Genomic DNA, 26,395 nt, shown 5'->3' on the forward strand with positions numbered 1-26,395 from the left:
TGTCTCCATGTCTCGGGTATCGGCCGGTTCCGGCCATTCCGTCGCTTGCGGAATTCAGGTATCCATACGTGTCACTTCTTCGCGCGTCGGGATCGAGGTCTGCGCGCCGTAGCGCGTGACGCTGATCGCGGCCGCACGCTGGCCGAAGCCGATCGCGTCGTCCATCGACGCGCCGTCTGCGCGGGCGGCCGCGAACCCGCCGACGAACGTGTCGCCGGCCGCGGTCGTATCGACGGCCGTCACCGACATCGCACGATGGCGGCCGTTCCCTGCACTGCCGCGCCAGCACACGCCGCGCGCGCCGAGCGTGACCAGCACGTTGCCGACGCCCTTCGCGCACAGCGCATCGGCGGCGCGCACGGCCGACGCATCGTCGCCGACGGCGATGCCGGTCAGCGACTCGGCTTCGGTTTCGTTGACGACGAGGTAGTCGACTCGCGCCAGCAACGCGTCGAACAGCGGCTGCGCAGGCGCGGGATTGAGCAGCACCGGCGTGTGGCGCGCGCTCGCACAGGCAATCGCGCGCGCCACGGTCGCGATCGGCACTTCGAGCTGGCATACCAGCAGCGCCGCCCCGGCGATCGTTTCGCGCGCCGCGTCGATCCGGCCGGCGTCGAGGCACGCATTCGCGCCGGGCACGACGACGATGCTGTTCGCGCCGCCGTCGTCGACCGTGATCGCGGCAACACCGGTCGACGCGCCGCCGATGCGATGCAGGTGCGTCACGTCGATCCGTTCAGCCGCCAGCGCGCCGTGCAGGCGCGCACCGAACGCGTCGTCGCCGACGCAGCCGATCATCGCGACCGACGCACCCAGACGCGCGGCCGCAACCGCCTGGTTCGCCCCCTTGCCGCCGTGAACGGTCTGGAATTCAGTGCCGAGCAGCGTCTCGCCCGGCACCGGCAGGCGCGGCGCACGCGTGACGAGGTCGATGTTCACGCTGCCGACGACAGCGATATGCGGTGAACGGGCGCTGTTCATGTCTCGATGTAACCGCTTACATTTGAAGTGGACAAAACGGCCGGGAAGGCCGTCGTCGATGAAAATTTCGCGATACGGATGGAATATGTGTCTGACATAATACGGAACACCATCAAGATAGCGCTTACATTCTCACAGGATCGAATCGGGATGCAAGCGGGACCACCATGAATCGAGGGTAAACAATGACGCTTTTGACAGCGCGCGGCGTCGGCAACACCGCCACGCAGGGAGACGGCCGATGAGCACGCCCCCGTCCCGCGGCGGCGCGTCCCGTGCGCGCCGCGGCAGCGGCCGCTCGGTGCTCGGTGACGTCGCGAAGCTGGCCGGCGTGTCGACCGCGACCGTCTCGCGCGTGTACAACGATCCCGGCAAGGTGTCGGCCGACGTGCAGCAGCGCGTGCGCGACGCGGCGCGCGCACTGAACTGGATTCCGAATGCGGCCGGCCGTGCGCTCGCGTCCACGCGCACCCACATCACCGGCGCGATCATTCCGACGCTCGACGACCAGGTGTTCGCGTCGCAGGTCGCGGGCATGCAGACGGTCATGGCCGAGCACGGCATCACGCTGTTTCTCGGCTGCTCGAACTACGATCCTGCGCAGGCGCTGGCGCAGGTGCGCGCGATGCTGTCGCGCGGCGTCGAAGCCGTATCGCTGGTCGGCGAAGCGTATCCGCCGGAATTGTTCGAACTGCTTGCGATGCACGGCGTGCCGTACGTCGTCACGTACGCCTATCGCGACGACAGCCCGCACTGCTGCATCGGCTTCGACAACCGCGCGGCGTTCGCGCGGCTCACCACGCACCTGCTCGACCTCGGGCACCGCGATTTCGCGATCATCATGCAGCCGTCGGCCGACAACGACCGTGTGCAGGCTCGCCTGCGCGGCATTCACGACACGCTTGCCGCGCACGGGCTCGCGGTGCGCCCCGTGCATCAGCACGAAGGCGCGGCCACGATCGCGTTCGGGCGGGCGAGCCTGCGCGCGATCGCCGACAGCGACGCGGCGACGCGGCCGACGGCCGTGATCTGCGGCAACGACGCGCTCGCGCTCGGCGCGTTGCTCGAGGCGCAGGCGCTCGGCATCGACGTACCCGCGCAATTGTCGATCACCGGGTTCGACGACATCGCGCTCGCGCGCGAGATCCGGCCGCCGCTGACGACGATGTGGGTCGACACCGATGCGATCGGGCGGCAGGCCGCGCATGCGTTGCTCGATGCGCTCGAGCACGGCGCAACCGGGCCCGGTCGAGCCGTCGTGCCCGAGTTGCGGATACGGGAATCGGTTGCACCGCCGAAGCAGGCGCAAGCGGGCGCATCGCGCAAAGAATGAAGACGCGTCGAGCGGCTCCGGCCGCCCCGCCCGCTCACTGCATCACGTCGATCGGCAGCGTCCTGTCGAGATTGTCGTGCCACGCCTGGATGGTCTTCGGCACGGTTTTCTTCCACGCCTGCGCGTTCGAGTAATAACGCATCCGGACCTTGTTCTGCGCATCGAACACGAGCAGCCCGATCCACAGATCGGTGCCGCGGCTCATCACGATCGCCGCGTTCGTCGTCGCGATGCCGCGCACCCAGTACGACTTCACGCGCGCGTCGAGCCCGTCGAGATCCTTTTCGTCGGCGCTGTCATTGACCATGTCGACGAGCGTCGGGTAGTCGGCGCCGAGCAGCTTGTGCGCGGTCGCGTTCTGCGTCGCGTCGGTCACGACCTTGAGGCTCAGCAGGTCGGCCTGCGGTTTGGCCTGGAACTGCGACGCGGTCACGTAGTCGCCCGCGTAGACGACGCCCGCGCCGGCGCCGCAATCGAAATCTCCACCCTGTTGCGTGACGCGGATGCGCCCGCCCTTCCGGTCGAAATCGAGCCGGCATTTGTCGTTGCGGTAGGTACCGCTGTCGCCGTGCAGCACGATGTCGCCGTCGAGCCCGCCGGTATTCGCGCCGTTGTTGGCACCCAGCTCGAAATGCAGCCGCGGCGCCGTGCCGGTGAACGTCAGGACGCCGCCGACCGACGGGTTGTCGCTCGTCAGGTACCGGGTCTGCTGCCAGCGATCGGCGGCAAGCGGCGTGCCGTTCAGGCTCGCGAGCCGTTCGCGATAGCGGTCGCCGAGGCACGGCGCTTCGGTGCCGCACTGGTCGCGCTGCTTGAGCCACTTCAACTGCGCGGCTTTCAGCCCGGCCGTATCGCCGCCTTTCGCGAGCGCCTTCTTCCATGCCGCCGCCAGATCGCCGTCGAGCTTCGACAGCGCGGCGTCCGCGCAGATCGTCTTCTCGGTCGGCGAAGCGGCCTTCGCGCAGTCGAAGCCGGCTGCATGCGCGGCGATCGGCAACAGCGTCAGCAGCACGGCCGCCGCGATGAATCGCAGGTGCAAGTACCGCGTATCACATGCGGGAATCGCGGCTTGCCCGCGCGCGTTCGATCGGTTCTGGATGGTCATCGGCTTGGCTCGTCGCTGGGTCGCGCGCCTGTAGAAGCTACCTGCACGCGACATTCAAGGTAAAAAACGCCCGGCCCGACATGCGACGCATGCCGTCGCCCGCCGCAGCGTAACCCGAATGCGCGACGCCGATCAATCGACGTTCGATGTCATCGCAACCGTTCCGGCGGCCACGCTGCATTGCACGATGCCGGCGCGCAATACGGCTTCCACGACGGCATCGATGATCCCGATTAACACCATTACGCCATCGCGTTCGTGCGCGGGTGCGGCAGGCGGCGCCTGCGCGGCATCCAACGTCGAAGCCGGTTACGGTGCGAGCAAACGTCAGCCGTCGAACGGCACCAGCTCGTAACTCGTGCTCCGGCCGCCGGACGACGAGCGAAGCAGCACACCGTGCTCGACGAGTTCCGTGATGTCGCGCAGCGCCGTGTCTTGCGAACACGTTGCGAGAGCTGCCCACTTGGTGGTCGTCAACTTCCCTTCGAAGCCGTCGAGCAAGCGATTCATGACCTTGACCTGACGCTCGTTCATCGCGAAGCCCGCACATCGCTGCCAGAAGCGCGCCTTGACCAGGACCGCGTCGAGCGTCGTGTGAGCGTGATCGACGGCCCTGCCGAGTGCATTCAAAAACCACGCGAGCCATTCGGTGACGTCGAGCGAACCGCGCTGCGTACGCTCCAGCACGTCGTAATACACGTCACGCTCGCGCTGGATTTGCGCCGACAGGCTATAGAAGCGCTGCGGACTCCGATCGGCGCGCGCCAGGACCAGATCCCCGAGCGCTCGCGCGATACGGCCGTTGCCGTCGTCGAACGGGTGAAGCGTGACGAACCACAGATGGGCCAGGCCGGCGCGGATCAGTAAAGGCTCGACCGGCGCGGCATTGAGCCACGCGAGAAAGCGCCCGACCTCGTTCGCGAGACGCGCGGCGGGCGGTGCTTCGAAATGCGCGCGCTGTCGGCCGATCGGCCCGGACACGACCTGCATCGGCCCGCTCGCATCCGTACGCCATGCGCCGACCGCGATCCGCGACATCCCGGAATAGCCGGTCGGGAAAAGGGCTGCATGCCATCCGAACAGACGGCTTTCGGTGACCGGCGTCGCCGAATGGGTCGTCGCATCCAGCACCATGTCGACCACGCCCTCGACGTGGCGATCGACCGGCGCCAGTGCGCCGATATCGACCCCGAGCCGGCGTGCAATCGACGATCGGACCGATGCGACGCTCAGGTTTTCGCCCTCGATGGCGCTGGTCTTGACGACGTCCTCCGTCAGCGCGACCAGGCTGGCCTCATCGCGCAGCGCCAGGCCGATATCCGCCAGCCGCCCGGCCAGCATGCCTTGCGCACGGCTGACGTCGGCGAGTGACGTGGCGAGTGCCGGGAGGTCGAAGCGCCATGCGGGCCAGTCGGCCGCCTCCCAGATGAAGGTGCAATCTCCGCTCATGATGCGGAGATTATCCCACCGATTCACCGCAGGGCTCAATATTCTCCGCAATTCATGCGGAGAATAACGCCTCTATTCACCGCACCTCGCCCGCTACCGCCGCCTGCCCGCCCCGCCCTTCGCCGCCGGCGCAGCCTCGCCAAGCCGTTCCGCGAGAAACCCGATGAACGTGCGCAGCGTGACGAATCCTTCGCGGTGCTGCGGAAACACCGCATTGAGCGTGATCGGCGCCGGCGCATACGCTTCGAGCACCGGCACGAGCGCGCCGCTGTCGAGCGCCGCGCCGACGATGAAGTGCGGCAGCAGCACGATGCCGAGCCCCGCGATTGCCGCGTCGCGCACCACTTCGCCATTGTTCGCGACGAGCGGCCCCTGCACGTCGAACGTCCGCGCCGCGCCATCGACGCGGAATTCCCAGCCGACGCGCCGCTCGCGCCCGTACAGCAGGCACGTGTGGCCGGCGAGATCGGCCGGTGTTTCGGGCGTGCCCTGCCGCTTCAGATAGGCAGGGCTCGCGCACGCGATCATCCGCCACGCGCCGAGCGGGCGGGCGATCAACGTCGAATCCTCGAGCGAGCCGATCCGCAGCACGAGATCGAAGCCCTCGCCGATCAGGTCGACGCGCCGGTCGGTCAGGTCGAGGTTCAGCCGCACGGCCGGGTGCGCGGACAGGAATTCGGCGATCAGCGGCGACACGTGCGTGATCCCGAACGACAGCGGCGCGCTGATCTTCAGCGAACCGTGCAGCTCGGTGCTGCGCACCGACATTGCCTGCTCGGCGTCGGCGATCTCGGCAAGAATCCGCTGCGCCCGCGCATAAAACTCCTGCCCCGATTCGGTCACCGCGAGATTGCGCGTGTTGCGGTGCAGAAGCCGCACGCCGAGCGACGCCTCCAGCGCCATCGTGCGCCGGCTGACGAACTGCTTGGACAGCATCAGCTGGTCGGCCGCCGCCGTGAAGCTGCCCGCGTCGACCGTCGCGACGAAGATCCTCAGATCGTTGAGTTCCATATTGTCCACTCCATAGCGACAGTCATTATCTCTACAGCCATTTATTTGTCAAATCGATTGACCTAAGATTCATCTCAACGAACGGCCGGACCCACTTCCGAGGCCCGGCGACTTCAAGGACAGAAATCATGATCGAAATCCGTGCAGCAAACCAACGTGGCCGTGCGGAGCATGGCTGGCTCAGCTCCCGTCATACGTTTTCGTTCGCGAATTACTACGATCCGAAGCAAGTCGGCTTCTCCGACCTGCTCGTGATCAACGACGACCGCGTCGCACCGGGCCGCGGCTTCGGCACGCACCCGCACCGCGACATGGAGATCCTGTCGTACGTGCTCGACGGCGCGCTGGAACACAAGGACTCGATGGGCACCGGATCGGTGATCGTGCCGGGCGACGTGCAACTGATGAGCGCGGGCACGGGCGTGCGCCACAGCGAGTTCAACCACTCGCCGGACGCGGGGGTCCACTTCCTGCAGATCTGGGTCGGGCCGGCCGAAAAGGGTGCCGAGCCGCGTTATCAGCAGACGAACGTCGCGGCCGACGAAAAGCGCGGCAAGCTCACGCTGGTCGTGTCGCCGAACGGCGACGCCGGTTCGCTGAAGATCCGGCAGGACACGCGGATCTACGCGGGCCTGTTCGACGGCGATGAGCGCGCGACGCTGGAACTGGCACCGGACCGCTTTGCTTACGTGCACGTTGCACGCGGCAGCGTGACGGTCAACGGCGTGACGCTCGGCGAAGGCGACGGCGCGCGCATCCGCGGCGAACAGGCGCTGACGCTCGCCGACGGCAACGATGCCGAAGTGCTGGTGTTCGACCTGCGCCCGGTCGAAGTGACGGCCGAGTGGGCATAACACCCGTTCGGGAAACCGGGCCCCGCCGAACGCGGGGCCCTTTTAATCGGAGATTCGCATCATGGCCAAGGTACTCGTTCTTTACTACTCGTCCTACGGGCACGTCGAAACGATGGCGCAACACGTCGCGGAAGGCGCGAAATCGGTGCCCGGCGTCGAGGTCGCGCTCAAGCGCGTGCCGGAAACGATCCCCGTCGATCAGGCCAGGGCGATCGGCGTGAAGGTCGACCAGGCCGCACCGGTCGCCACCGTGGACGAACTCGCCGATTACGATGCGATCATCTTCGGCACGCCGACCCGCTTCGGCAACATGGCCGGCCAGATGCGCACGTTCCTCGACCAGACCGGCGGCCTGTGGATGAAGGGCGCACTCGTCGGCAAGATCGGCAGCGTGTTCGCGTCGACCGGCACGCAGCACGGCGGCCAGGAAACGACGATCACGTCGTTCCACACGACGCTGCTGCACCAGGGGATGGTGATCGTGGGCGTGCCGTATGCGTGCAGCGGGCTCGTCAACATGAACGAAATCACCGGCGGCACGCCGTACGGCGCGACGACGCTCGCAGGCGCGGACGGCAGCCGCCAGCCGAGCGCGAACGAACTCGAAATCGCGCGCTACCAGGGCAAGCACGTCGCGGAACTCGCGAGCAAGCTCGCGTCGTAACGCGTCGCGCCATCCGGGAATCCGCCGGCCGCACACGGTCCGGTATTCCCGGGAAACCGCACACGAACGGACGGCGCCGGGGCAACCCGGCGCCGTCCGTTCGTGCGTGTTTGCCGGCCGTTACTGCCCCGACGCCGGCGCGGCGGGCGCCGCCTTCGTCGCGGGCGCCTTCTGCACGGCGTTCTGCGGATAGTTGCTCTGGTCGTTGGTCAGCCGGTAGCCGCTGCCGGTGCCGATCGCCTTCAGGTCCGACGCGTGGCGCGCCCGGGCCGCCTTGCGTGCCGCCTTCTTCTGCGCCTTGTCGAGCTGCTTCTGCGTCGGCGCGGACGCCGGATCCTGCGCGTATGCCGCCGGCGCGGCGGTCAACAGCAGACCGAACGACGCCGTTACTGCTGCTGCCACTGAAACCACGCGAGATTTCTTCATGGCCGGATCTCCTTGTCGATTGTTGGTTGTGGGTCGAATATCAGCGCGCACGCGACGGCTTGCGACGACGGCGCCGATGCAACGTTAGCCGATCGCTGCGCAAATGTCCGTGTGCGTTCCTGAATTTTCCTGATAACGACAGCGATACATGCGCGCCGGGCACGCCGTCGTGTCGCCATGCCGTCCGCGCCCATCAGGGAAACCGATAACCCTGCGCTCAGACCCAGCGCGACAGCACCGGCAGCAGGATCGGCACGACGAACGCCGTCAGCACGCCGTTCAGCCCCATTCCGAGCCCGGCGAACGCGCCGGCCTCCTCGCTGACCTGGAACGCGCGCGCGGTGCCGATCCCGTGCGACGCGACGCCGAGCGCGAAGCCGCGCACGGCCGGCTCGTCGATCCGCAGCGCGTTGAGGATCCCGCGCGCGCACACCGCGCCGAAAATCCCGGTCGAGATCACGAGCACGGCGGTCAGCGACGGAATGCCGCCGATCTCCGCGGCGACGGCCATCGCGATCGGCGTCGTCGCCGATTTCGGCGCGAGCGACGCGATCGTCTGGTGCGATGCGCCGAACAGCGCGGCGATGCCGACCGCCGACACGATCGCTGTCAGCGAGCCCGCGAGCAGGCCGACGAGCAGCGGCAGCGCGCTGCGCCGCAGCTTCGACCACTGCCGGTACAGCGGCAGCGCGAGCGCGACGGTCGCGGGGCCGAGCAGGAAATGGACGAACTGCGCGCCTTCGAAATAGGTCGGATACGGCGTATGCGTGATCGTCAGCAGCACGACGATCAGCGCGACCGCGATCAGCACGGGGTTCGCGAGCGGGTTGAAGCGCGCCCGTGCATAGACGGCCTGCGCGAACAGATATGCGATCAACGTGATGGTCAGGCCCAGCAGCGGGGTCGCCGCGAGATAGACCCAGATCGCGCCGAGTTTCGGGAAGGCCGTCATTGCGTGCGCTCCGCGGTGCCGTCCGCGCGGCGCTGGCGCCGCAGCAGCGCACGCGTGACGAGCGCCGTCACCGCGATCGCGAGCGTGGTGCTCACCGCCAGCGCGACGACGACCGCCACCGCATCGCCGCGCACGCGGTCGGCCGACACCATGATGCCGACGCCGGCCGGCACGAACAGCAGCGACAGGTGGCGCAGCAGCTCGAGCGCGGTCGGTTCGATCGCGTCGGCCACCTGCGGACGCAGCATCACGAAGCCGAACAGCAGCAGCATGCCGATCACCGGGCCCGGCACCGGCAGGGCGAACAGATAGGACACGCCTTCCCCTAGACACTGGAAGACCAGCAAGACCGCGAACGCCTGCAGCATGAACCGCTTCTCCCGAAGTTGGCCGCGAGTCCGCGCGGCCGCCGGGCCGGCGGCTTGCGGCGCCGGCGTGAACGATATGCGCGATCGTATCAACAATGCATGCGGCTGGTCGCGACGGCGCAATCGCACGATTGCGAGATCCCGGTTCCGCCGTTTCAATCCGGTCGGATCAGCCAGGAGAGCGGGCGGAACCGGGCGAGACGAAGGAGCGATCGCGCGACGGTCCGGACGCGAGTGGCGTCGCCATTCACCACGCCCGTCGTCCGCATGCACAAACGGCGGGCATGAGCCCGCCGCTTCGTCGTTCGCATTCGAATGCATTCTTTCGAATTCGAATGCCACCCGCCACGTTACTTCAGCCGAGTCGCGATTTCATTCGCCAGCGCCTTCGTCGCGGCCTTCGTCGGTGCATCCGCAGCCAGCGCGTTCAGCAGACCGAAATCATGAATCGTGCCGTCGTAGCGCGTGGTCGTCGCGTCGACACCGGCCGCGTCGAGCTTGCGGCCGTATGCTTCGCCTTCGTCGCGCAGCACGTCGAACTGCGCGACCTGGATCAGCGCGGGCGGCAGGCCCTTCAACTGCGCGGTGCTCGCACGCAGCGGCGACGCGTAGATGTCGTTGCGTTGCGCTTCGTTCTTCGTGTAGGCGTCCCAGAACCACTTCATCATCGGCCGCGTCAGGAAGTGACCCTGCTGATACGCGTTGTACGAGCCCGTATTGAAGTCGTGGTCCGTGACGGGCCACATCAGGCCCTGGAAGCGGATCGCGGGGCCGCCCTTGTCCTTCGCCATCAGCGACACCACGGCCGCCATGTTCCCGCCGACGCTGTTGCCGACCACCGCGAGGCGGCTGCCGTCGACACCGATCTCCGCGCCGTGCGCGGCTACCCACTTCGTCGCCGCATACGCCTGGTTGATCGCGACCGGGTAATGCGCTTCCGGCGAGGGCGTGTAATTCACGAATACCGCGACGGCGCCCGACTGCACGACGAGATCGCGCACGAGGCGTTCATGCGTCGGGAAGTCGCCGAGAATCCAGCCGCCGCCGTGGAAGAACATGAACACCGGCAGCGTGCCGGTCGCGCCTTGCGGGCGAACGATCGTGATCGGCACCGACAAGCCGTCCTGCTCGATCGTGCGGTTCGACACGTCGATGCCCGACAGGTCGACCTTCGCGCCGTTCTGCGCGTCGACCAGCACCTGGCGTGCCTTCGCGGGGCTCAACGTTTCGAGGCCGGGGCCCTTCTGGCCGTTCAGCGCGGCGAGGAACCCGCTCGTCGCCGCGTCGGGCCGGACGGCTTCGGCGCCGGCGGCGAATGCGGCGGACGCGGTGGACAACGTGGCTGCAACAGCGGCGGCGATCAGCAGCGGCTTGACGATCTTCATGACGAAACTCCTTGGCATAACCGGTGAATGGCGATCAATGGTTCGTAGTACGTGCGATCAGACGAGCGTCAACGTGACGTCGATGTTGCCGCGCGTCGCGTTCGAGTACGGGCAGACGACGTGTGCACGGTCGATCAACGTTTGCGCGGCGTCGCGATCGAGGCCCGGCAGCGAGATCTTCAGTTCGACTTCAATGCCGAAACCGTTCGGGATCGCGCCGATGCCGACGCTGCCTTCGATGGCGGCATCCGCGGGGATCGCGATCTTGTCGCGGGCCGCGACGAACTTCATCGCACCGATGAAGCACGCGCTATAGCCGGCCGCGAACAGTTGCTCGGGGTTCGCGCCTGCGCCGCCCGCGCCGCCGAGTTCGCGCGGCGTGGCCAGCTTCAGGTCCAGGCCGCTTTCGGGCACCGTGGCACGGCCGTCGCGGCCGCCGGTGGCCTTTGCATGGGCGCGGTACAGCACTTTTTCGATCGACATGACAGACTCCTTTTCAATCAGTGAATGAAACAGCTTTCCAACCCGGGACCGCGCGCCGGCAGCTTGGCCGCCGGCGTCACGTTTGTTTATCTACTCATAGATAGATAAACATCCCCAAAAAATGCAGGCGGGTGGATCCACCTGCTCCGATCATCTATCTACCAAAAGATAGATAACAAAACCCAACAAAAGGCGGCGAACCGCCTGACCGCTTGCCCCGTCCGTCAGGACCGGGTTTTCCAGACGGCCTCGACATCCTCGAGACGCGCCCGTGTGTGAAACAGCCGGCTAGCCAGCACGCTGCCCTGGAACGCCGCGTACAACGCGCGCGCCGCCGTTTCGGGCTTGCCGCTGAACTGCAGCGTGCCTTCCTTCGCGCCCTGCGCCAGCAATTCCGCAAGCCAGTTCTCGTTGGCCTTGAAGAATGCCTGCACGGCCTGCCGCACGTTCTCCGGCAACGATTCGATGTCGGCCGCGAGCATCCCGCACAGGCAGATCTGGTTGCCGTCGCCGAGCGTCCGGCCGAACAGCTTCGTGTACAGGCTCAGCTTCACGTCGGCCGGCAACGCCGGATCGATCGCCCGCATGGCCGCGAGGACTTCGTCGCTGTAGGCCGCTACCGCTTCCAGCACGAGGTCGTCCTTCGACGGGAAATAGTAGTGGATGCTCGACGTCTTCACGCCCACCAGGTCGGACAGGTCTCGATAGCTGAAGCCGTTGTAACCGCGCAGCATCATCAGCGTGATCGCGTGGTCGAGAATCTGTTCGCGGACGGTCGGTTTCGTTTCCATGGATCGAACTTTATCTACTCATAGATAGACAGTCAAGGACTTTTTTTGGGGCGGGATGAAAAGTCGCGAAAGCCCGGCGGTGCGGGCACGCGCCGCCCCGCCCAGCCGCGGCTGCTTACAACCGGCCTGCAGCCCGATCGAATCGATGCGACACTCGCAGCCGGGCGACGCGACCACGACGCAATCGTCGGTCGGTACGGAGTGCGCGCCAGCACCCCGACATCGCGTCGCGCCCGGCACCTGCATCACCGGCCCGCCCGCTGCGTCGGACCGAATAAGGAGAACAGTCGATGTACTCGTGGTTTGAACGGCGCCTGCCGACTTTCCCGCTCGAAGATCCCGTCACGCCGCCGAAGGGATTCTTTTCGTTCGTCTGGGCGTGCACGAAAGGCGCCCGCGGCTGGATTCTGCTGATCGCGCTGACGTCGGCCGCGCTGGCCGCGTACGAAGCCGCACTGTTCGCGATGATGGGGCGCGTGGTCGACTGGCTGTCGTCGTCGGCGACGCCGGCGGAGTTCGGCGGCCGCCACTTCGGCACGCTTGCCGGCTTCGCGGCGATCCTCGTCGGCAGCGCGCTGCTGATCGCGCTGCACACGATGGTCAAGCACCAGGTGCTCGCGATCAACTTCCCGATGCGGCTGCGCTGGCTGTTTCACCGGCTGATGCTCGACCAGAGCCTGTCGTTCTATGCGAACGAGTTCGCCGGCCGCGTGACGACCAAGATCATGCAGACCGCGCTCGCCGTGCGCGATGCACTGTTCATGTCGGTCGACGTCGTGATCGGCGTCGCCGCTTACCTGATCGGCATCCTCGCGCTTGCGGCGAGCTTCGACTGGCGGCTGATGATTCCGCTCGCGCTGTGGGCGCTCGGCTATGGCGCGGCGTGCGCGTTTTTCGTGCCGCGCCTCGGCGCCGTCGGCAGCCGGCAGGCCGACGCGCGCGCGCTGATGACGGGCCGCATCACCGACGCGTATTCGAACATCACGACCGTGAAGCTGTTCTCGCATACGCGGCGCGAAGCCGACCACGCACGCCGCGCGATGGAAGCGTTCAAGGCGACCGGCGACGCGCAGATGCGGCTCGTCAGCGCGTTCGAGATCGTCAACCACCTGCTGTCGACGCTGCTGCTGGTCGGCTCGACCGGCCTCGCGCTGTATCTGTGGATGCATGGCGAAGCGAGCGCGGGCGTCGTCGCGGCCGTGATCGCGATGGCGCTGCGCCTGTCGAGCTATTCGCACTGGATCATGTGGGAGATGACCGAGCTGTTCGAGAACGTCGGCACGATCCAGGACGGCATCAACACGCTGACGAAGGTGCGCAGCGTGGTCGACGCGCCCGATGCGAAGCCGCTCGCGGTGCAGCGCGGCGGGATCGTGTTCGACAACGTGCAGTTCGCGCACGAGGACAACGACCGCGCGGTGTTCGACGGGCTGAACCTGACGATCCGGCCGGGCGAGCGGATCGGCCTGATCGGCCGCTCGGGCGCCGGCAAGTCGACGCTCGTGAACCTGCTGCTGCGCTTCTACGACGTGGGCGGCGGCACGATCCGGATCGACGGGCAGGACATCGCGCACGTGACGCAGGACAGCCTGCGCAGCGCGATCGGCATGGTCACGCAGGATACGTCGCTGCTGCACCGGACGATGCGCGAGAACCTGCTGTACGGTCGACCCGATGCAACCGAGCGCGAAATGCAGGACGCGGCCGCGCGCGCGGAGGCGGCCGAATTCATCGACCGGCTGCGCGACCGCCACGGGCGCAGCGGCTACGACGTCGAGGTCGGCGAGCGCGGCGTGAAGCTGTCGGGCGGCCAGCGGCAGCGTGTCGCGATCGCGCGCGTGATGCTCAAGGACGCGCCGATCCTGGTGCTCGACGAAGCGACCAGCGCGCTCGATTCCGAAGTCGAAGTCGCGATCCAGCGCAGCCTCGACACGCTGATGAGCGGCAAGACGGTGATCGCGATCGCGCACCGGCTGTCGACGATCGCGGCGATGGACCGGCTGATCGTGCTCGACGAAGGACGCATCGTCGAGGAAGGTACGCACCAGCAACTGCTGCAGGCGGGCGGCATCTACGCGGCGCTGTGGGCGCACCAGAGCGGCGGGTTCCTCGGCGAAACGGCGGAAGCGGAGGGGGCGGAGCAGTAGGCGCCGCGTCGAAACGCCAGGCGTCGTGCCCAATAGCGCAGACGCCTGAAAAGGCCCGCCTCTGCCGCATCGGTTGCCAACACAACCATACGGCGGCAGCCCGAGCGGCGCGCCGCCTCATAACGATTCGAAGATTTGTTGGTTCCCTCGACGATGCGCTGTCCGTATCGTTCACCGACTCGTCAGACAAATCGACCAACGGGGGAATCCGACCATGAAACGAATCCGCTCATTCGCACTGCTCGCGCTGCCGGCCGCGCTCTGCGCCGCCGGCGCGCATGCGCAAAGCAGCGTCACGCTGTACGGCATCGCCGACGCGGGCATCGCCTACGTGCACAACGCGCAGAACGCGAACGGCGGCAACGCGTCGAGCCTCGTCAAGTTCAGCAGCGGCAACCTGTCGGGCAGCCGCTGGGGGCTGCGCGGCATCGAGGATCTCGGCAGCGGGCTGTCCGCGCTGTTCCAGCTCGAGAACGGCTTCAACATCGGCACCGGTGCGCTCGGCCAGGGCCAGCGCGAATTCGGCCGCAAGGCCGTCGTCGGCCTCGCGAGCAGCACGTACGGTACCGTGACGCTCGGCCGCCAGTACGATCCGGTCGTCGATCTCGTGCAGGGCCTGACGCAGGACAACTACTTCGGCGGCGTATTCGCGACGCCGGGCGATCTCGACAACTACGACAACAGCCTGCGCGTCAGCAACTCGGTGAAATACACGAGCCCGCTGGTCTCGGGCTTCCAGTTCGCGGCGCTGTACGGCTTCGGCGGCGTCGCGGGCGCCACCGGCAACGGCCGCACGTACAGCTTCGGCGCGAGCTACGCGAACGGCCCGCTGTCGCTCGGCGCCGGATTCTTCTACGCGAACGGCGGCTCGACGGTCGCCAACGGCGTGCGCACGTGGTCGAGCAGCTCGGACACGCTGTTCAATACCGTGATCAACCAGGGCTTTTCGAGCGCGAAGTCGATCCAGATCGTGCGCGTGGCCGGCCAGTACGTAGCCGGGCCGGCGATCTTCGGCCTCGCGTATTCGAACACGCAGTACGGCGCAGACACGCTGTCGGCGTTCAGCCAGAACGCGAAGTTCAACAACGGCTCGGCGTTCTTCAACTGGCAGTTCTCGCCGGCGCTGCGCGCGGGCGTCGGCTACAACTACACGTCGCTGACGGGCCCGGCTTCCGCGCACTACAACCAGGTCAACCTCGGCGCGGACTACGCGCTGTCGAAGCGCACCGACCTGTACGCGCTGTTCGGCTACCAGAAGGCAAGCGGCAACACGCTCAGCGCGAGCGGCGCGACCGTGAAGGCCGCCGCGTCGGTCGGCTCGTACGGCGTGAACTCCGGCACCGATACGCAGGAACTCGCGATCATCGGGATTCGCCACAAGTTCTGATCGCGACGTCGCTTCGCGCGAACCACGCAGGCGCGCACCATGGTGCGCGCCTGCGCCATTTACGCTGACATCGCAGCCGGCACGCATCTGTATCGCTATTTCGAACTCGACGTCGCGCGGCCGAGTATCCCGCACGGAGAGGCGTGGTACGAACGGCTGAAGGCGCGGCCCGCGTATCGCACGCACGTGATGATTCCGTTCGACGAACTGCGCGGGCGGCTCGATTACCAGGTGGCGGGCAGGCATTGGAGCCGCTTGTTGGAAGGTTGTAAGAACAACGGCGTATTTTCCGACCGGTACGCCCACCGGATGCATGCGCATCGCCGCGACGATTCTCGTCCCGGTACGGGTCATCGCGGACCAACCACACAGGCAATGTGATGAGCGCTCAAGACGTCCCGGCCGACTTCGCGTTCGAGCCGGACAAGGCGGTTGCCGTACATCGAAACGCCGGTCTGGACGCGTTGCGGGCCTGCCTGACGTTACTGGTGGTATTTCACCACTGCGCGATCACGTACGGCGCGATCGGCGGGTGGTACTACCACGAGGTGGCAGCGGGCCCATCCGTGGAATCCGCGCTGCTGACGCTGTTCTGTGCGATCAACCAGGCGTTCTTCATGGGCCTGTTCTTTTTGCTGGCGGGTTACTACACGTCGGGGTCCATCGATCGCAAGGGCGCCGCCCGTTTCCTGGCGGACCGGTTTCTCAGGCTTGGCCTGCCTTTGCTGGTGTACGGCTTTCTGATCGGCCCCGCGACGATCGCACTTGCACGGTCGGGCGCGGGCCATCCGTTTGCCGATACGTTGGCCCGCCTGTGGCGGAAAGGCACGTTCGAGAACGGTCCCATGTGGTTCGCCGAGGCGTTGCTGATTTTCAGTGCGGCTGCAGCGCTCTGGCGCATCGCCTTCCCGCGCACCGCGGATCGCGACACGGGCCATACGGTCCGGCAACCCTTTCCGTCCGACAGGACCTTGGCCGCCGCGGCATTGCTGACGGGCAGCGCGGCACTGGCGTTGCGGTCCCGATGGCCGGTAGGTGTCAATGTATGGGGGCTTCAGCTCGGGTACTTCGCCAGCTATGTCGTGTTGTACGCAGCCGGTATCCGGACCGCCCGCGTGCACTGGATCGAGCATCTGCCGGCGCGACAGGTCGGCCGGTGGTGGCGCGTCGCGCTGCTGGCGCTACCTGTCTTGCCGCTCGCCTACCTGCTCGCGAAGCACGTTCCCGAATTGCGCGGCCGTCCGCAAGCGGTTGTCTACGCATTTTGGGAACCGCTGGTTGCGTGGGGAACGATACTGTTTCTCGCTGGATATTTTCAGCGACGTTTCGATCGACTGACGAGCGTGTGGCGGCCACTGTCGCGACGCGCGTACACCATTTACATCATCCATCCGCCCGTGCTGGTGGCAGTCGCCCTCGCGTGGAGAAACGTGCCGGCGGCCCCGCTCCTGAAGTTCGCCGTGACCGGCTGCGTCGCTTGCGTCGCGTGTTATCTGATTGCCGGCCTCCTGCTTCGATTGCCGAAGCTCGAGTCGATCCTGTAAAGACAGACATTCGCGACGCGTGCACAACAGGACGCGCGATCCCGCCGGAAACGCAGGCCTAATGGCGCCGCATTCCGCCAGCCCCGCTCATGCCACCGAACCGATGCATGCCGCCGAACCCATGCCCGCCGCCGCCGAGGAACGGGCCACGGTGAAAGCCTGCGCCCATCGGCACGCCGAAGCGGCGATGATCCATCTGATTGAAGTGATCGAAGTGGTGGAAATGACGGAAACGATCGACGAAGACGAAGCTCACGCCCGCGCCGATGAAAAGCGGCGGCCCCCAATACCACGGGTCGGGATACGGATAGGCCGCTGCCGGGTACCACAGCACGCTGCCGTCGTCACTTTGCACGATCCGCCATGTGCCATCGCTTTGCAGGCACGCCCGCCCCACGATTTGCTGTTCCGTGCCGTCGATGTCCGCTTGCGCGACGACCGCGCGGCAGCTTGTGCCGTAGTCCGGTAATTCGTCGTCCATTTGCGCAAGGACGGGCGCGGAAAGGCCAAGACAGACGATGCCAATCCCGAATCGAAACATGTTGCACATGATCGGCTCCTGCATTGTTGCCCCGACCACTTGCCCACCGGCGTCACGGGCGGCGCCCGGCACACTGGATTGCTTGCGCAAGATTCATCGCGCGGCGGTAACGGGCCACCGCTTCGTATCGGGTCTCCTGACGGCTAAACGAAGCAGCACGCCCGGTTATTCCAGGGGTCGGGATGCGAATGACGGAAGCGGGAGCCGTCGGCAATCGTTGCGGCGGTCGGCGTCAAACCGAGCGTTTGACGACGTGGTAGACAACCGCTGCCGTCACCCCGAATACCAGATGGGCCACCAGCGTGATCGCGCCGCGAACCGGGATGAACCATGGGAAGATCGCCGTGAAGGCGTGCAGGTTGACGCCGTACAGGATGAGCCCGAACGCGCCGCCTGCGAGAAGCGCGGACCCGAGCGACATGTTCCGGACCACCTTCGCCAGCACGGCTGCATAGGCAAGCGAGAGAGCGGCATGCACGAGTGTCGCGACACCCATGACCAGCGGATCGAAGCCGGCGGACGTGCCGACCACGCTGCGCCCCATCACGATGGCTGCCGTCAGGCGCGCGTCGCGAAGCAGGTTCCGAACGGCGTCATCGCCGGCGATCGACCAGAGCAGCAGCTCGATGACGGTCGACCCGACAGCCGCGCCAAACGCTGCCCAGAGAATCGGGACCGGACTGGTTTGTTTCAATTGGCGTCCCCATCACGACCGGCCGATGCATCGAAGCGGCGTGCGCCCCGTTCGCTCCGATTCCGATCGGGCAGCGTGTGCCCGCGATACCGAACCGGGCGGCCACGCAAAGTCAGGACACCCCTTCGCAGTCCGTCCAGTACGCAAACGGATCGCGATGTTTGGGATAGTGTTCGTCAAGCCATTTCAGCAATGTCGCGCGGGCATTGTCCATATCGGCTTTCAACGACGAGGTCGTCAATTCGTGCACTTCGATGGACTTTTCCCGATCGATCACGAAGCAGTTCCAGTCGGGACCGTCGAGATCCGGATCGTCGGACGCCTTCGACGACTTTCCCCAGCCGAATCCCTTGCGCGCGTCGATGTAGTACCGCGGGTTCACTTTCAGATACGACATCTCGCCGCCCTGCAGGCTGCTCTCCGCGCGCAGCACATCGTGTCCGTCGACGATCTGCGTGACTTCCGGAAGCCGGCGCGAGCGCCATCCGGCAGGCAGTTTTGCGATGGCCTGAACGCTGTCGTACGTCCCCCACTCGAGGCCCCACGCTTCGGCCATGCGCTTCATGAACGCGTCCGCGCCCGGATAGCCGCGCAACTGGATTCTGGTCGACAGCGTCACTTCAACCCGGCCGTCGGCGTCGGTGGACACCTCGTCTCCCGCCGCTTCGAACGGATTGCCCGGACGTGACGCACTCTTCGCGTCCGCGGGCGCCATGCCCGAGAACAGCTGATCAAACGCCGCACGCGCTTTCGACGACTTGTCTGGTCTGTTCATCGTGTACCTCCCGTGTATCCGTACGGCTGCAAAATTTCTCGATTTGCGTTCATCTCTCCAACCTCATCGTTTCCGCGGTCGCACTGTCGACGATCCCGCGGCCCATCTCCATGTATCCAGGCACGGGCCCCGAGCGCGCCGCCGAAGCAGGCCCCCTCGCCCCCACCACCTAACCCTGCTCCGCCAACGCCGCCCGCATCCGCTCCATCAACGCGAGCACCTCCGGCCGACTCTCCCCCTTCGCATGCACGAAGTGGTACGTGAGCAGCGAATCGACCTCGTGGCGGCTCACCCGAACGAGCTCGCTGCGCTTCAGATACGCGTCCGCGAGCGGCGTCCGCGCCAGCGCCACGCCGAGCCCTGCTTCGGCTGCCGCCAGCACCAGGTTGTAATCCTCGAAGCGGCGATCCTGCGCACGCGGCTTGAACGGAATGCCCAGCGCGTCGAACCAGGTGCGCCATCCGGTCACGTCGGAATCGTGCAGCAGCGGCATCTCGAGCAGCGCGGCATCGCCGTGCCGGCGGCGCGCCTTCGCCAGTTGCGCGGCGAGCCGCGGATGCGCGACCGGATAAAGCCGCTCCGGCATGAACGCGCGGGTTTCGAGCTGACGCCAGTTGCCGCGCCCATACCGAATCGACAGATCCGCTTCGCCGCCGGCGATATCCACGTTGCGAAGCTCGATGCCGAGTTCGATGCGCAACGCGGGGGCCTCGCTCTCGAGCGCATGCTGCCGCTCGAACAGCCAGAGCTGCGCGAATGCCGGCACCACGCTCATCCTGACCAGTCGCGGCGTACGCGGCGAGCGCCACTGGTCGGCCGCGCTGTCGATGATCGCGAACGCCTGTTCGATCCGGCCGACGAAGCGCTGCCCGTCCGGCGTCAGGCGCACGCCACGCGCATGACGTTCGAACAGCGCCATGCCCAGCCAGTTTTCCACGGCGGCCACCCTCCGGCTGATCGCGCCGTGCGTCACGCCGGAAACGTCGGCGGCCGCCAGGAACGAACCCTGACGTGCCACCGTGCAGACGGTCTCCAGGCTGGCAAGCGGCGGCCGCGGGCCAGGCGCCGACGCTGCAACCGGCAGTGCATCCGCAACCTGACGCGCACGCGCCGGACTATCGGCTCGCCGCCGAACCGAGCTGTGAGCCATGGTCATATCCGGATGTTGATCTGTGCGCTAGCTTAACATCTCGCAACATCGCACCATTGCCGCATGAATACCCTTTCCTCACCGTCGTCGCGCGGCGCGCGGCAACCGCTGGTCGCGGCAGGCGCGGTCGCGTTCACGATCGTGTCGTGGGCCTCCGCATTCCCGTTCATCCGGATCGGCCTGCACGGCCTCACGCCGCTGCAACTCGCGGCGGCGCGCTTTGCCACCGCCGCGTTGCTCGTGATCGCGTGGCTTGCGTGGCGGCGGCCTACGAGGCCCGCGAAACGCGACGCGTTGCGCTTCCTGGCCTGCGGTTTTCTCGGCATCGCACTCTATAACGCACTGCTCAATACCGGCGAGCAAACCGTGTCGGCCGGCGCGGCGAGTTTCATCGTGAACACGCTGCCGATCTTCACGGCGCTGCTTGCCGCCGTGTTTCTCGGCGAACGATTCAATCTCCGCGGATGGCTCGGTTCGCTGGTCAGTCTGGCCGGCATTGCGGTGATCGCGCATGGGCAGCCGGACGGGCTTGTCCTCGGTTCGGGGAGCACGCTGATTCTCGGCGCGGCCCTGTGTTCGGCCAGCTATTTCGTATTGCAGCGGCGGCTGATTCCCGTGTACGGCGCACTGCCCTGTGCCGCGTACACGCTGCTGGCCGGCGCGCTGCTGCTCACGCCCTGGCTGCCCGGCGCTCTCGCCACGCTCGGCGGCGCGTCACACGACGCGACGCTGGCGGTATTGATCCTCGGCGTATTTCCCGCGGCACTCGGTTACGCGACCTGGACCTTCGCACTCGGCTACTTCGGTGCGGCGCGCGCCGCCAACTTTCTCTATCTTACGCCAGCGGTAGCGACAGCCCTGTCGATGGTGCTGACGGGCGAACGGCCGGGCATCGAAACGCTGTGCGGCGGCCTGCTGGCGATTGCAGGCGTGGTCTTCGTCGCATTGCGCGGACGTTCGTAGGATCGCGGTTGCACCGGATGGCAATGCCGCCCCGACGATCCGAAAGCGTGGCGGTCCAGGCGAGCCCCGACATCTGCGGAGCCGGATGCACTGTCCGGGCAGTCGACCCGCGCCAATTCGTCGACACCGCCGGGCTTGACCGTTAGTTGCATATGAGAGGTGTCGCGCTCGATGAAACTTTTCCATGAACCCGAGTGCGCGATTGCGAGCGTCCAAACTGTGCAGACAAATCGACCGAACAGTTCCCGACTGACCGCGTATCAGTGTCCATGGCTTCACCCCTGCAACCGGCCGAATAATGGATGCGGCCGTAAGGCCATCGACAGCGAACCGCAGCCTGGCCAGCCACGTCGCGCGATTTCCCGGTATCCGGAACCTTCGAAATCCGGGCACCGAATCGGGCCGTGCCCGCCCCGTCACACGGTTCGCTGCAGCGCGCAAAATCGGCTTCGGATATATTCATACGAATTGCATGGCGCCGGGCGATAGCCCGCCCGCTCGCCCGGGCGGCCCGTCACACGGCCGGGCGCGATGCAAGTGAAGCCCATGATGGGTATGGAGACTCGTCCGATCGCCCCGGCCCGCAGCCGGCCGGTCGAGACGTCGAAGAAAGACATTCAATTCGGAGATGGCAGATGGAACGAAGCACTGTCGGCATGCGCTGCAAACCCCTGATCACCGTTGCACTGGCCGCCGCCGCATTCGCGGCCGCGTCGACCGCGATGGCCGACCAGGTCGTGAAGATCGGCAGCGTCGAACCGACGACGGGCGGCATTTCGCACCTCGGCAAGGACAACGAGAACGGCGCGCGCCTCGCGGTCGAGGAAATCAACGCGAAGGGGCTGACGATCGGCGGCAAGAAGGTCACGCTGCAGCTCGACGCGCAGGATGACGCGGCCGACCCGCGCCAGGCCACGCAGGTCGCGCAGAAGCTCGTCGACGACAAGGTCGTCGCCGTCATCGGCCACCTGAACTCGGGCACGTCGATCCCGGCGTCGAAGATCTACAGCGATGCCGGCATCGTGCAGATCTCGCCGTCGGCCACGAACCCGACCTACACGCAGCAAGGCTTCAAGACGACCTACCGCGTCGTCGCGACCGACGCGCAGCAGGGCCCGGCGCTCGCGAGCTACGCGCAGTCGAAGGGCGTGAAGAGCGTGGCGGTGATCGACGATTCGACCGCATACGGCCAGGGCCTCGCGAACGAGTTCGAGAAGAAGGCGAAGGCGCTCGGCCTGAAGGTGCTGTCGCACGATGCGACCAACGACAAGGCGGTCGACTTCCGCGCGATTCTCACGAAGATCAAGGGCGAGAACCCCGACGCGATCATGTACGGCGGCATGGACGCCACCGGCGGCCCGCTCGCGAAGCAGGCGAAGCAGCTCGGCCTGCGCGCGAAGATCCTGTCCGGCGACGGCGTGTGCACCGACTCGCTGGCCGAGCTGGCCGGCCCGGCAGCCGACAACGTGCTGTGCTCGCAAGCCGGCGCGGCGCTCGAGAAGATGCCGGGCGGTGCGGCGTTCGTCGCCAAGTACGAGAAGCGCTTCAACCAGGGCATCAAGTTCGATGCGCCGTTCGCGTACGACGCGGTCTACATCGCCGTCGACGCGATGAAGCGCGCGAACTCGACGGACCCGGCGAAGATCCTCGCGGCGATGCCGGCGACGAAGTACGACGGCGTGATCGGCACGACGACGTTCGACGCGAAGGGCGACCTGACGCACGGGATCATCTCGATCTACGGCTACAAGACCGGCAAGAAGACCTTCCTCGACCAGGTCAAGATGTAACCCGCCAGTGTGCCGGCACGACGGGAACGCCACCCGTCGGCGCCGGCGCCGCGCGGGCCGATTTCTGAAACACGGAGACGAAGCAACATGTGTGCAATGGCGTATACCGAATTTCAGCAGGAGTTGAGAAAAGCGCAACTGACGTCGCGCGAGTTCGCGCGTCTGATCCGGATGAACGAAAGCTCGATCACGAACTATTCGAGCAAGGGCACGGTGCCCTCCCACCTCGCGGTCATCGCGAAGCTGATCGGCGCGCTGGCCGCGCACGAGATCGACTTCCGGCGCGTGATCCGGCAAATGCGGATCGAACCGAAACGGCCGCGCGGCGTCGGCACGTTTCCCGCGGCCGGCAAGCCGCGTGCGCGGAAGGCCGCGAAAGCCAATTCCTGACTACCCTTTCGCATGTGCCGATGGTGGCACTGAGATTGCCGCGCGACGCCGTCACACGGGCAATGCAGCACGCACCGCCCGATCGTCACCCCGCCGCACGAACGTGATCGAGCAGCGCCTGCAACGGATGACGCAACTGCGTCGACGACATGCGCTTCACCTGGCTGCGGCACGAATACCCGGTCGCCAGCGCCTCTCCTTGGTCCTCCGGCGCATCGACGTGCGCGGCCCACGACTGCGAATAGATCGTCTTCGACGTCTGCAGGTTGCGCGCCTCGTGCCCATACGTACCGGACATCCCGCAGCACCCGGTCGCCTGAACCTGCAAACGCAGCCCGCGCCGCGCGAACACCTGCGCCCATTGCTTGCCGCTGTCGGGCGCATTGGTCTTCTCGGTACAGTGCGGCAGCAGCCGGTATGTACGGGACACGCCGTCCGCGCCGGCTTCCGGCAGCGCCTGCAGCAGCCATTCCTGCGGCAGCGCGACCTTCGGCACATCGGTGAGCCCCGTCACCTTCAGGTATTCCTGCCGATACGTGAGCGTCATCGCCGGATCGAGGCCGACCAGCGCGACACCCGACTGCGCGAGCGCGGCAAGCTGCACGGCATTGCGGATCGCCGCCTTCTCGAACGCCCGCAGAAAACCCTGCACATGCAGCGCCTTGCCGTTCGGCGCGAGCGGCGCGAGCCACACCTGAAAACCCACGCGCGCCGCCAGCTCGATCAGCGTCGCCAGTTGCTCGGTATCGAAATAGCGCGTGAACGTGTCCTGCACGATGACGACGCTGCGCGCGCGCTGCGCGTCGCTCAGCGCCGCGAGCGCATGCGGGTCGGCCGGCTTCACGCGCCATTGCCGGATCACGGCCGCGAGATCGAAGCGGCTCAGCAGCGGGCTGTCGACCATGCCGACCTGCCGCTCCAGCAGCGTGCGCACCCACCCCGCGCGCATCAGCCCGTTGTACAGCGCGGGCACCCGCGCCATCCACGGCATCGTGAATTCGAGCGAGCCGATCAGGTAGTCGCGCAGCGGCCGCCGATAACGACGGTGATACAGCTCGAGAAAACGCGAACGGAACTCGGGCACGTTGACCTTGACCGGACACTGTCCCGCGCACGACTTGCAGGCGAGGCACCCGGCCATCGCGTCGTACACCTCGTGCGAGAAATCGGCCGCGCCGCTGCGCGCGGCGCGGCTGTTGCGCCAGCGGGCGGCAACGCCGCTCAGGAACGGCTGCCGCGCGCGCGCCGCCGCGACGACGTCGACGCCGGCCTGTCCTTGCAGGCGCAACCATTCGCGCATCAGCGAAGCGCGCCCCTTCGGCGAATGCACGCGTTCGCGCGTCGCCTTCCACGACGGGCACATCGCGTCGTCCGGATCGAAGTTGTAGCACGCGCCGTTGCCGTTGCAGTGCACCGCGGTGCCGTAGCTCTGCCACACGCGCTCGTCGATCTGCCGGTCGTGGTCGCCGCGCGTCGGTACTTCGTCGATCTTCAGCAGCCGCATCGCGTGGTCCGGCGGCGTCGCGATCTTGCCCGGGTTGAACTGGTTGTGCGGATCGAACGCGGCCTTCAGTTGCTGCAGCGACGGATACAGCTCGCCGAAAAACGCCGGCGCATATTCGGAGCGCACGCCCTTGCCGTGCTCGCCCCACAGCAGGCCGCCATGCCGCTGCGTGAGTTCGGCCACCGCATCCGACACGGGCCGCACCAGCGCGGCCTGCCGCGAATCCTTCATGTCGAGCGCCGGACGCACGTGCAGCACCCCCGCGTCGACATGGCCGAACATTCCGTACTGCAGCCCGTGGCCGTCGAGCAGCGCGCGGAATTCGGCGATATACGCGGCGAGGTTCTCGGGCGGCACCGCGGTGTCCTCGACGAACGGCTGCGGACGCGCCTCGCCCTGCACGTTGCCGAGCAGGCCGACCGCGCGCTTGCGCATCGCATATACGCGCTTCACCGCATCGTCGCCGGCCGCGAGCGTATGGCCGAGGCGCTCCACGCTCGTATCGGTGCGCAGGTGGTCGACGAACGCACGCACGCGCGCATCGACGTCGTCAGCATCGTCGCCGCTGAATTCGATCAGGTTGATGCCGAGCGTCGGGCGCCGAGCGTCGTCCTGCGGAAAATACTCGGCCACGCTGCTCCACACGAAGTCCTTCATCGCGAGCATCAGCACCTTCGAGTCGACCGTCTCGATCGACAGCGGCTTGTGCTCGATCAGTGCGCGCGCATCGCGCAGCGCGTCCATGAAGCCCGCATAGCGCACGTTGACCAGCACCGAATACTTCGGGATCGGCAATACGTTGAGCTTCGCCTCGACGACGAAGCCGAGCGAACCCTCGGCGCCGCACAGCACGCTGTTCAGGTTGAAGCGGCCGTCGGGTTCGCGCAGGTGTGCGAGGTCATAGCCGGTCAGGCAGCGATTGAGCTTCGGAAACTTCGCTTCGATCAGCGCCGCCTTGTCGTCGCTGATGCGCCGCGCGGTGCGGTAGACCTTGCCGACACGGTCCTGCCGCGCACAGCGGCGCTCCAGTTCGTCGTCCGCAAGCGCGCCGCTGTGCAGGTGCTCGCCGCCCATCAGCACGATGTCCAGCTCGAGCACGTGATCGCGCGTCTTGCCGTACGTGCAGCTACCCTGCCCGCTCGCGTCGGTGTTGATCATCCCGCCGACGGTCGCACGGTTCGACGTCGACAGCTCCGGCGCGAAAAACAGCCCGTGCGGCTTCAGCGCCGCATTGAGCTGATCCTTGACGACGCCCGCCTGCACGCGCACCCAGCGCTGCTCGACGTCGATTTCCAGGATCCGGTTCATGTTGCGCGACAGGTCGACGACCACGCCGTCGGTCAGCGACTGCCCGTTGGTACCCGTGCCGCCGCCGCGCGCCGCCACCGCGACATCGCGATGCGCGGGTTCCGCGAGCAGCCGGGCCACCAGCCGGACGTCGTCGGCATGCGCGGGACAGATCACCGCTTGCGGCAGGCGCTGGTAGATCGAGTTGTCGGTGGCCTGCACCGTTCGGTTCGCGTGGTCCGCGCGGATTTCCCCGGCGAACCCGGCGGCCTGCAGCGCGGCGAGAAAGTCACGGTACGCGTTCGCGGGCGGGCTGGCGGGACGGGGCAACGGGGCGATCGACATGGGATAAAGGCGCAAGGTGGGTGAACCGGCGTGCTCACGTGCTTCGAAACATGAGTTTTGAGCAAGTTTCCACGCA

General features: G+C 66.7%; 25 protein-coding genes and 1 pseudogene. 10 read left to right on the forward strand and 16 right to left on the reverse strand.

Annotated elements, in window-relative coordinates:
- Positions 1–54: 54 nt before the first annotated feature.
- Positions 55–981 carry a ribokinase gene (gene rbsK / locus BT264_RS21280; protein ID WP_072440406.1) on the reverse strand — a complete coding sequence of 309 codons (927 nt, stop codon included), beginning with the start codon at positions 979–981 and terminating at the stop codon, positions 55–57.
- Between the two features lie 241 nt (positions 982–1,222).
- On the opposite strand from rbsK, the gene BT264_RS21285 reads away from it, so the two are divergent.
- Positions 1,223–2,314 carry a LacI family DNA-binding transcriptional regulator gene (locus tag BT264_RS21285; protein WP_072440404.1) on the forward strand — a complete coding sequence of 364 codons (1,092 nt, stop codon included), beginning with the start codon at positions 1,223–1,225 and terminating at the stop codon, positions 2,312–2,314.
- A 34-nt stretch (positions 2,315–2,348) separates the two neighbouring features.
- Here BT264_RS21285 and BT264_RS21290 read toward each other — a convergent pair whose 3' ends face one another.
- From BT264_RS21290 to BT264_RS21300, 4 genes are all read right to left on the reverse strand, one after another.
- Complete coding sequence (locus BT264_RS21290) at positions 2,349–3,419, reverse strand: lysozyme inhibitor LprI family protein (protein ID WP_083534148.1); 1,071 nt, start codon at positions 3,417–3,419, stop codon at positions 2,349–2,351.
- A 132-nt stretch (positions 3,420–3,551) separates the two neighbouring features.
- Positions 3,552–3,716 (reverse strand): hypothetical protein, encoded by a 165-nt coding sequence (locus tag BT264_RS38475; protein WP_177318391.1) that lies wholly within the window; start codon positions 3,714–3,716, stop codon positions 3,552–3,554.
- 30 nt (positions 3,717–3,746) lie between these two features.
- Complete coding sequence (locus BT264_RS21295; RefSeq protein WP_072440402.1) at positions 3,747–4,868, reverse strand: Fic family protein; 1,122 nt, start codon at positions 4,866–4,868, stop codon at positions 3,747–3,749.
- 93 nt (positions 4,869–4,961) lie between these two features.
- Positions 4,962–5,879 (reverse strand): LysR family transcriptional regulator, encoded by a 918-nt coding sequence (locus BT264_RS21300; RefSeq protein WP_072440400.1) that lies wholly within the window; start codon positions 5,877–5,879, stop codon positions 4,962–4,964.
- Positions 5,880–6,007: 128 nt separating this feature from the next.
- Here BT264_RS21300 and BT264_RS21305 point away from each other — a divergent pair, with 128 nt between their 5' ends.
- Complete coding sequence (locus BT264_RS21305; RefSeq protein WP_072440399.1) at positions 6,008–6,733, forward strand: pirin family protein; 726 nt, start codon at positions 6,008–6,010, stop codon at positions 6,731–6,733.
- A 61-nt stretch (positions 6,734–6,794) separates the two neighbouring features.
- Positions 6,795–7,397 carry an NAD(P)H:quinone oxidoreductase gene (gene wrbA / locus BT264_RS21310; RefSeq protein ID WP_034182519.1) on the forward strand — a complete coding sequence of 201 codons (603 nt, stop codon included), beginning with the start codon at positions 6,795–6,797 and terminating at the stop codon, positions 7,395–7,397.
- A 120-nt stretch (positions 7,398–7,517) separates the two neighbouring features.
- Here the strand turns inward: wrbA and BT264_RS21315 are convergent, their stop codons facing one another.
- The 6 genes from BT264_RS21315 to BT264_RS21340 form a co-directional block, all read right to left on the reverse strand.
- Positions 7,518–7,823, reverse strand: coding sequence for a hypothetical protein (locus tag BT264_RS21315; protein WP_072440397.1), 306 nt, complete (start codon positions 7,821–7,823; stop codon positions 7,518–7,520).
- 217 nt (positions 7,824–8,040) lie between these two features.
- Entirely contained in the window at positions 8,041–8,775 is a 735-nt protein-coding gene (locus tag BT264_RS21320) for an LrgB family protein (protein WP_034182521.1), read from the reverse strand.
- On the reverse strand, positions 8,772–9,143 hold the full coding sequence (locus BT264_RS21325; RefSeq protein WP_034182620.1) for a CidA/LrgA family protein: 372 nt from the start codon (positions 9,141–9,143) through the stop codon (positions 8,772–8,774). Before BT264_RS21325 ends, BT264_RS21320 begins: the two co-directional genes overlap by 4 nt.
- A 350-nt stretch (positions 9,144–9,493) precedes the next feature.
- Positions 9,494–10,528 carry an alpha/beta hydrolase gene (locus tag BT264_RS21330; protein ID WP_072440396.1) on the reverse strand — a complete coding sequence of 345 codons (1,035 nt, stop codon included), beginning with the start codon at positions 10,526–10,528 and terminating at the stop codon, positions 9,494–9,496.
- A 57-nt stretch (positions 10,529–10,585) separates the two neighbouring features.
- On the reverse strand, positions 10,586–11,011 hold the full coding sequence (locus BT264_RS21335; protein ID WP_072440394.1) for an organic hydroperoxide resistance protein: 426 nt from the start codon (positions 11,009–11,011) through the stop codon (positions 10,586–10,588).
- Between the two features lie 224 nt (positions 11,012–11,235).
- Positions 11,236–11,802: a TetR/AcrR family transcriptional regulator gene (locus BT264_RS21340; RefSeq protein ID WP_072440392.1), complete on the reverse strand. Its 567-nt coding sequence runs from the start codon at positions 11,800–11,802 to the stop codon at positions 11,236–11,238.
- A 290-nt stretch (positions 11,803–12,092) separates the two neighbouring features.
- Between BT264_RS21340 and BT264_RS21345 the strand changes: the two genes are divergently transcribed.
- The 4 genes and pseudogenes from BT264_RS21345 to BT264_RS21360 all read left to right on the forward strand — a co-directional run bounded on the left by BT264_RS21345 (position 12,093) and on the right by BT264_RS21360 (position 16,880).
- On the forward strand, positions 12,093–13,949 hold the full coding sequence (locus BT264_RS21345; protein ID WP_072440391.1) for an ABC transporter ATP-binding protein: 1,857 nt from the start codon (positions 12,093–12,095) through the stop codon (positions 13,947–13,949).
- A 214-nt stretch (positions 13,950–14,163) separates the two neighbouring features.
- A complete protein-coding gene (locus BT264_RS21350) occupies positions 14,164–15,336 on the forward strand; it encodes a porin (protein ID WP_072440390.1) in 1,173 nt (390 codons plus the stop codon).
- A gap of 63 nt (positions 15,337–15,399) precedes the next feature.
- Positions 15,400–15,561: pseudogene (locus BT264_RS21355) on the forward strand (glutathione S-transferase); the annotation flags it as partial.
- A gap of 155 nt (positions 15,562–15,716) precedes the next feature.
- The gene (locus BT264_RS21360; RefSeq protein ID WP_177318390.1) at positions 15,717–16,880 is read left to right on the forward strand and encodes an acyltransferase family protein; all 1,164 of its coding nucleotides are present in this window, start codon (positions 15,717–15,719) and stop codon (positions 16,878–16,880) included.
- A gap of 58 nt (positions 16,881–16,938) precedes the next feature.
- On the opposite strand, the gene BT264_RS21365 is transcribed toward BT264_RS21360, so the two are convergent.
- From BT264_RS21365 to BT264_RS21380, 4 genes are all read right to left on the reverse strand, one after another.
- A complete protein-coding gene (locus BT264_RS21365; protein WP_072440643.1) occupies positions 16,939–17,430 on the reverse strand; it encodes a hypothetical protein in 492 nt (163 codons plus the stop codon).
- Positions 17,431–17,653: 223 nt separating this feature from the next.
- The gene (locus BT264_RS21370; RefSeq protein WP_072440388.1) at positions 17,654–18,115 is read right to left on the reverse strand and encodes a sodium:proline symporter; all 462 of its coding nucleotides are present in this window, start codon (positions 18,113–18,115) and stop codon (positions 17,654–17,656) included.
- 112 nt (positions 18,116–18,227) lie between these two features.
- On the reverse strand, positions 18,228–18,890 hold the full coding sequence (locus BT264_RS21375; RefSeq protein ID WP_072440387.1) for a nitroreductase: 663 nt from the start codon (positions 18,888–18,890) through the stop codon (positions 18,228–18,230).
- Positions 18,891–19,059: 169 nt separating this feature from the next.
- Positions 19,060–20,046 (reverse strand): LysR substrate-binding domain-containing protein, encoded by a 987-nt coding sequence (locus BT264_RS21380; RefSeq protein ID WP_072440386.1) that lies wholly within the window; start codon positions 20,044–20,046, stop codon positions 19,060–19,062.
- A 57-nt stretch (positions 20,047–20,103) separates the two neighbouring features.
- On the opposite strand from BT264_RS21380, the gene BT264_RS21385 reads away from it, so the two are divergent.
- The 3 genes from BT264_RS21385 to BT264_RS21395 all read left to right on the forward strand — a co-directional run bounded on the left by BT264_RS21385 (position 20,104) and on the right by BT264_RS21395 (position 23,183).
- The gene (locus tag BT264_RS21385) at positions 20,104–21,003 is read left to right on the forward strand and encodes a DMT family transporter (protein WP_072440385.1); all 900 of its coding nucleotides are present in this window, start codon (positions 20,104–20,106) and stop codon (positions 21,001–21,003) included.
- A 635-nt stretch (positions 21,004–21,638) separates the two neighbouring features.
- Entirely contained in the window at positions 21,639–22,793 is a 1,155-nt protein-coding gene (locus BT264_RS21390) for a branched-chain amino acid ABC transporter substrate-binding protein (RefSeq protein WP_072440383.1), read from the forward strand.
- An 87-nt stretch (positions 22,794–22,880) separates the two neighbouring features.
- Complete coding sequence (locus BT264_RS21395) at positions 22,881–23,183, forward strand: DNA-binding protein (RefSeq protein ID WP_072440381.1); 303 nt, start codon at positions 22,881–22,883, stop codon at positions 23,181–23,183.
- A gap of 85 nt (positions 23,184–23,268) precedes the next feature.
- Here BT264_RS21395 and BT264_RS21400 read toward each other — a convergent pair whose 3' ends face one another.
- Complete coding sequence (locus tag BT264_RS21400) at positions 23,269–26,319, reverse strand: D-2-hydroxyglutarate dehydrogenase YdiJ (RefSeq protein ID WP_072440379.1); 3,051 nt, start codon at positions 26,317–26,319, stop codon at positions 23,269–23,271.
- Positions 26,320–26,395 lie beyond the last annotated feature (76 nt).

This window comes from Burkholderia sp. NFPP32 (assembly GCF_900119325.1).
GTDB classification, from domain to species: Bacteria; Pseudomonadota; Gammaproteobacteria; order Burkholderiales; family Burkholderiaceae; genus Burkholderia; species Burkholderia pyrrocinia_C.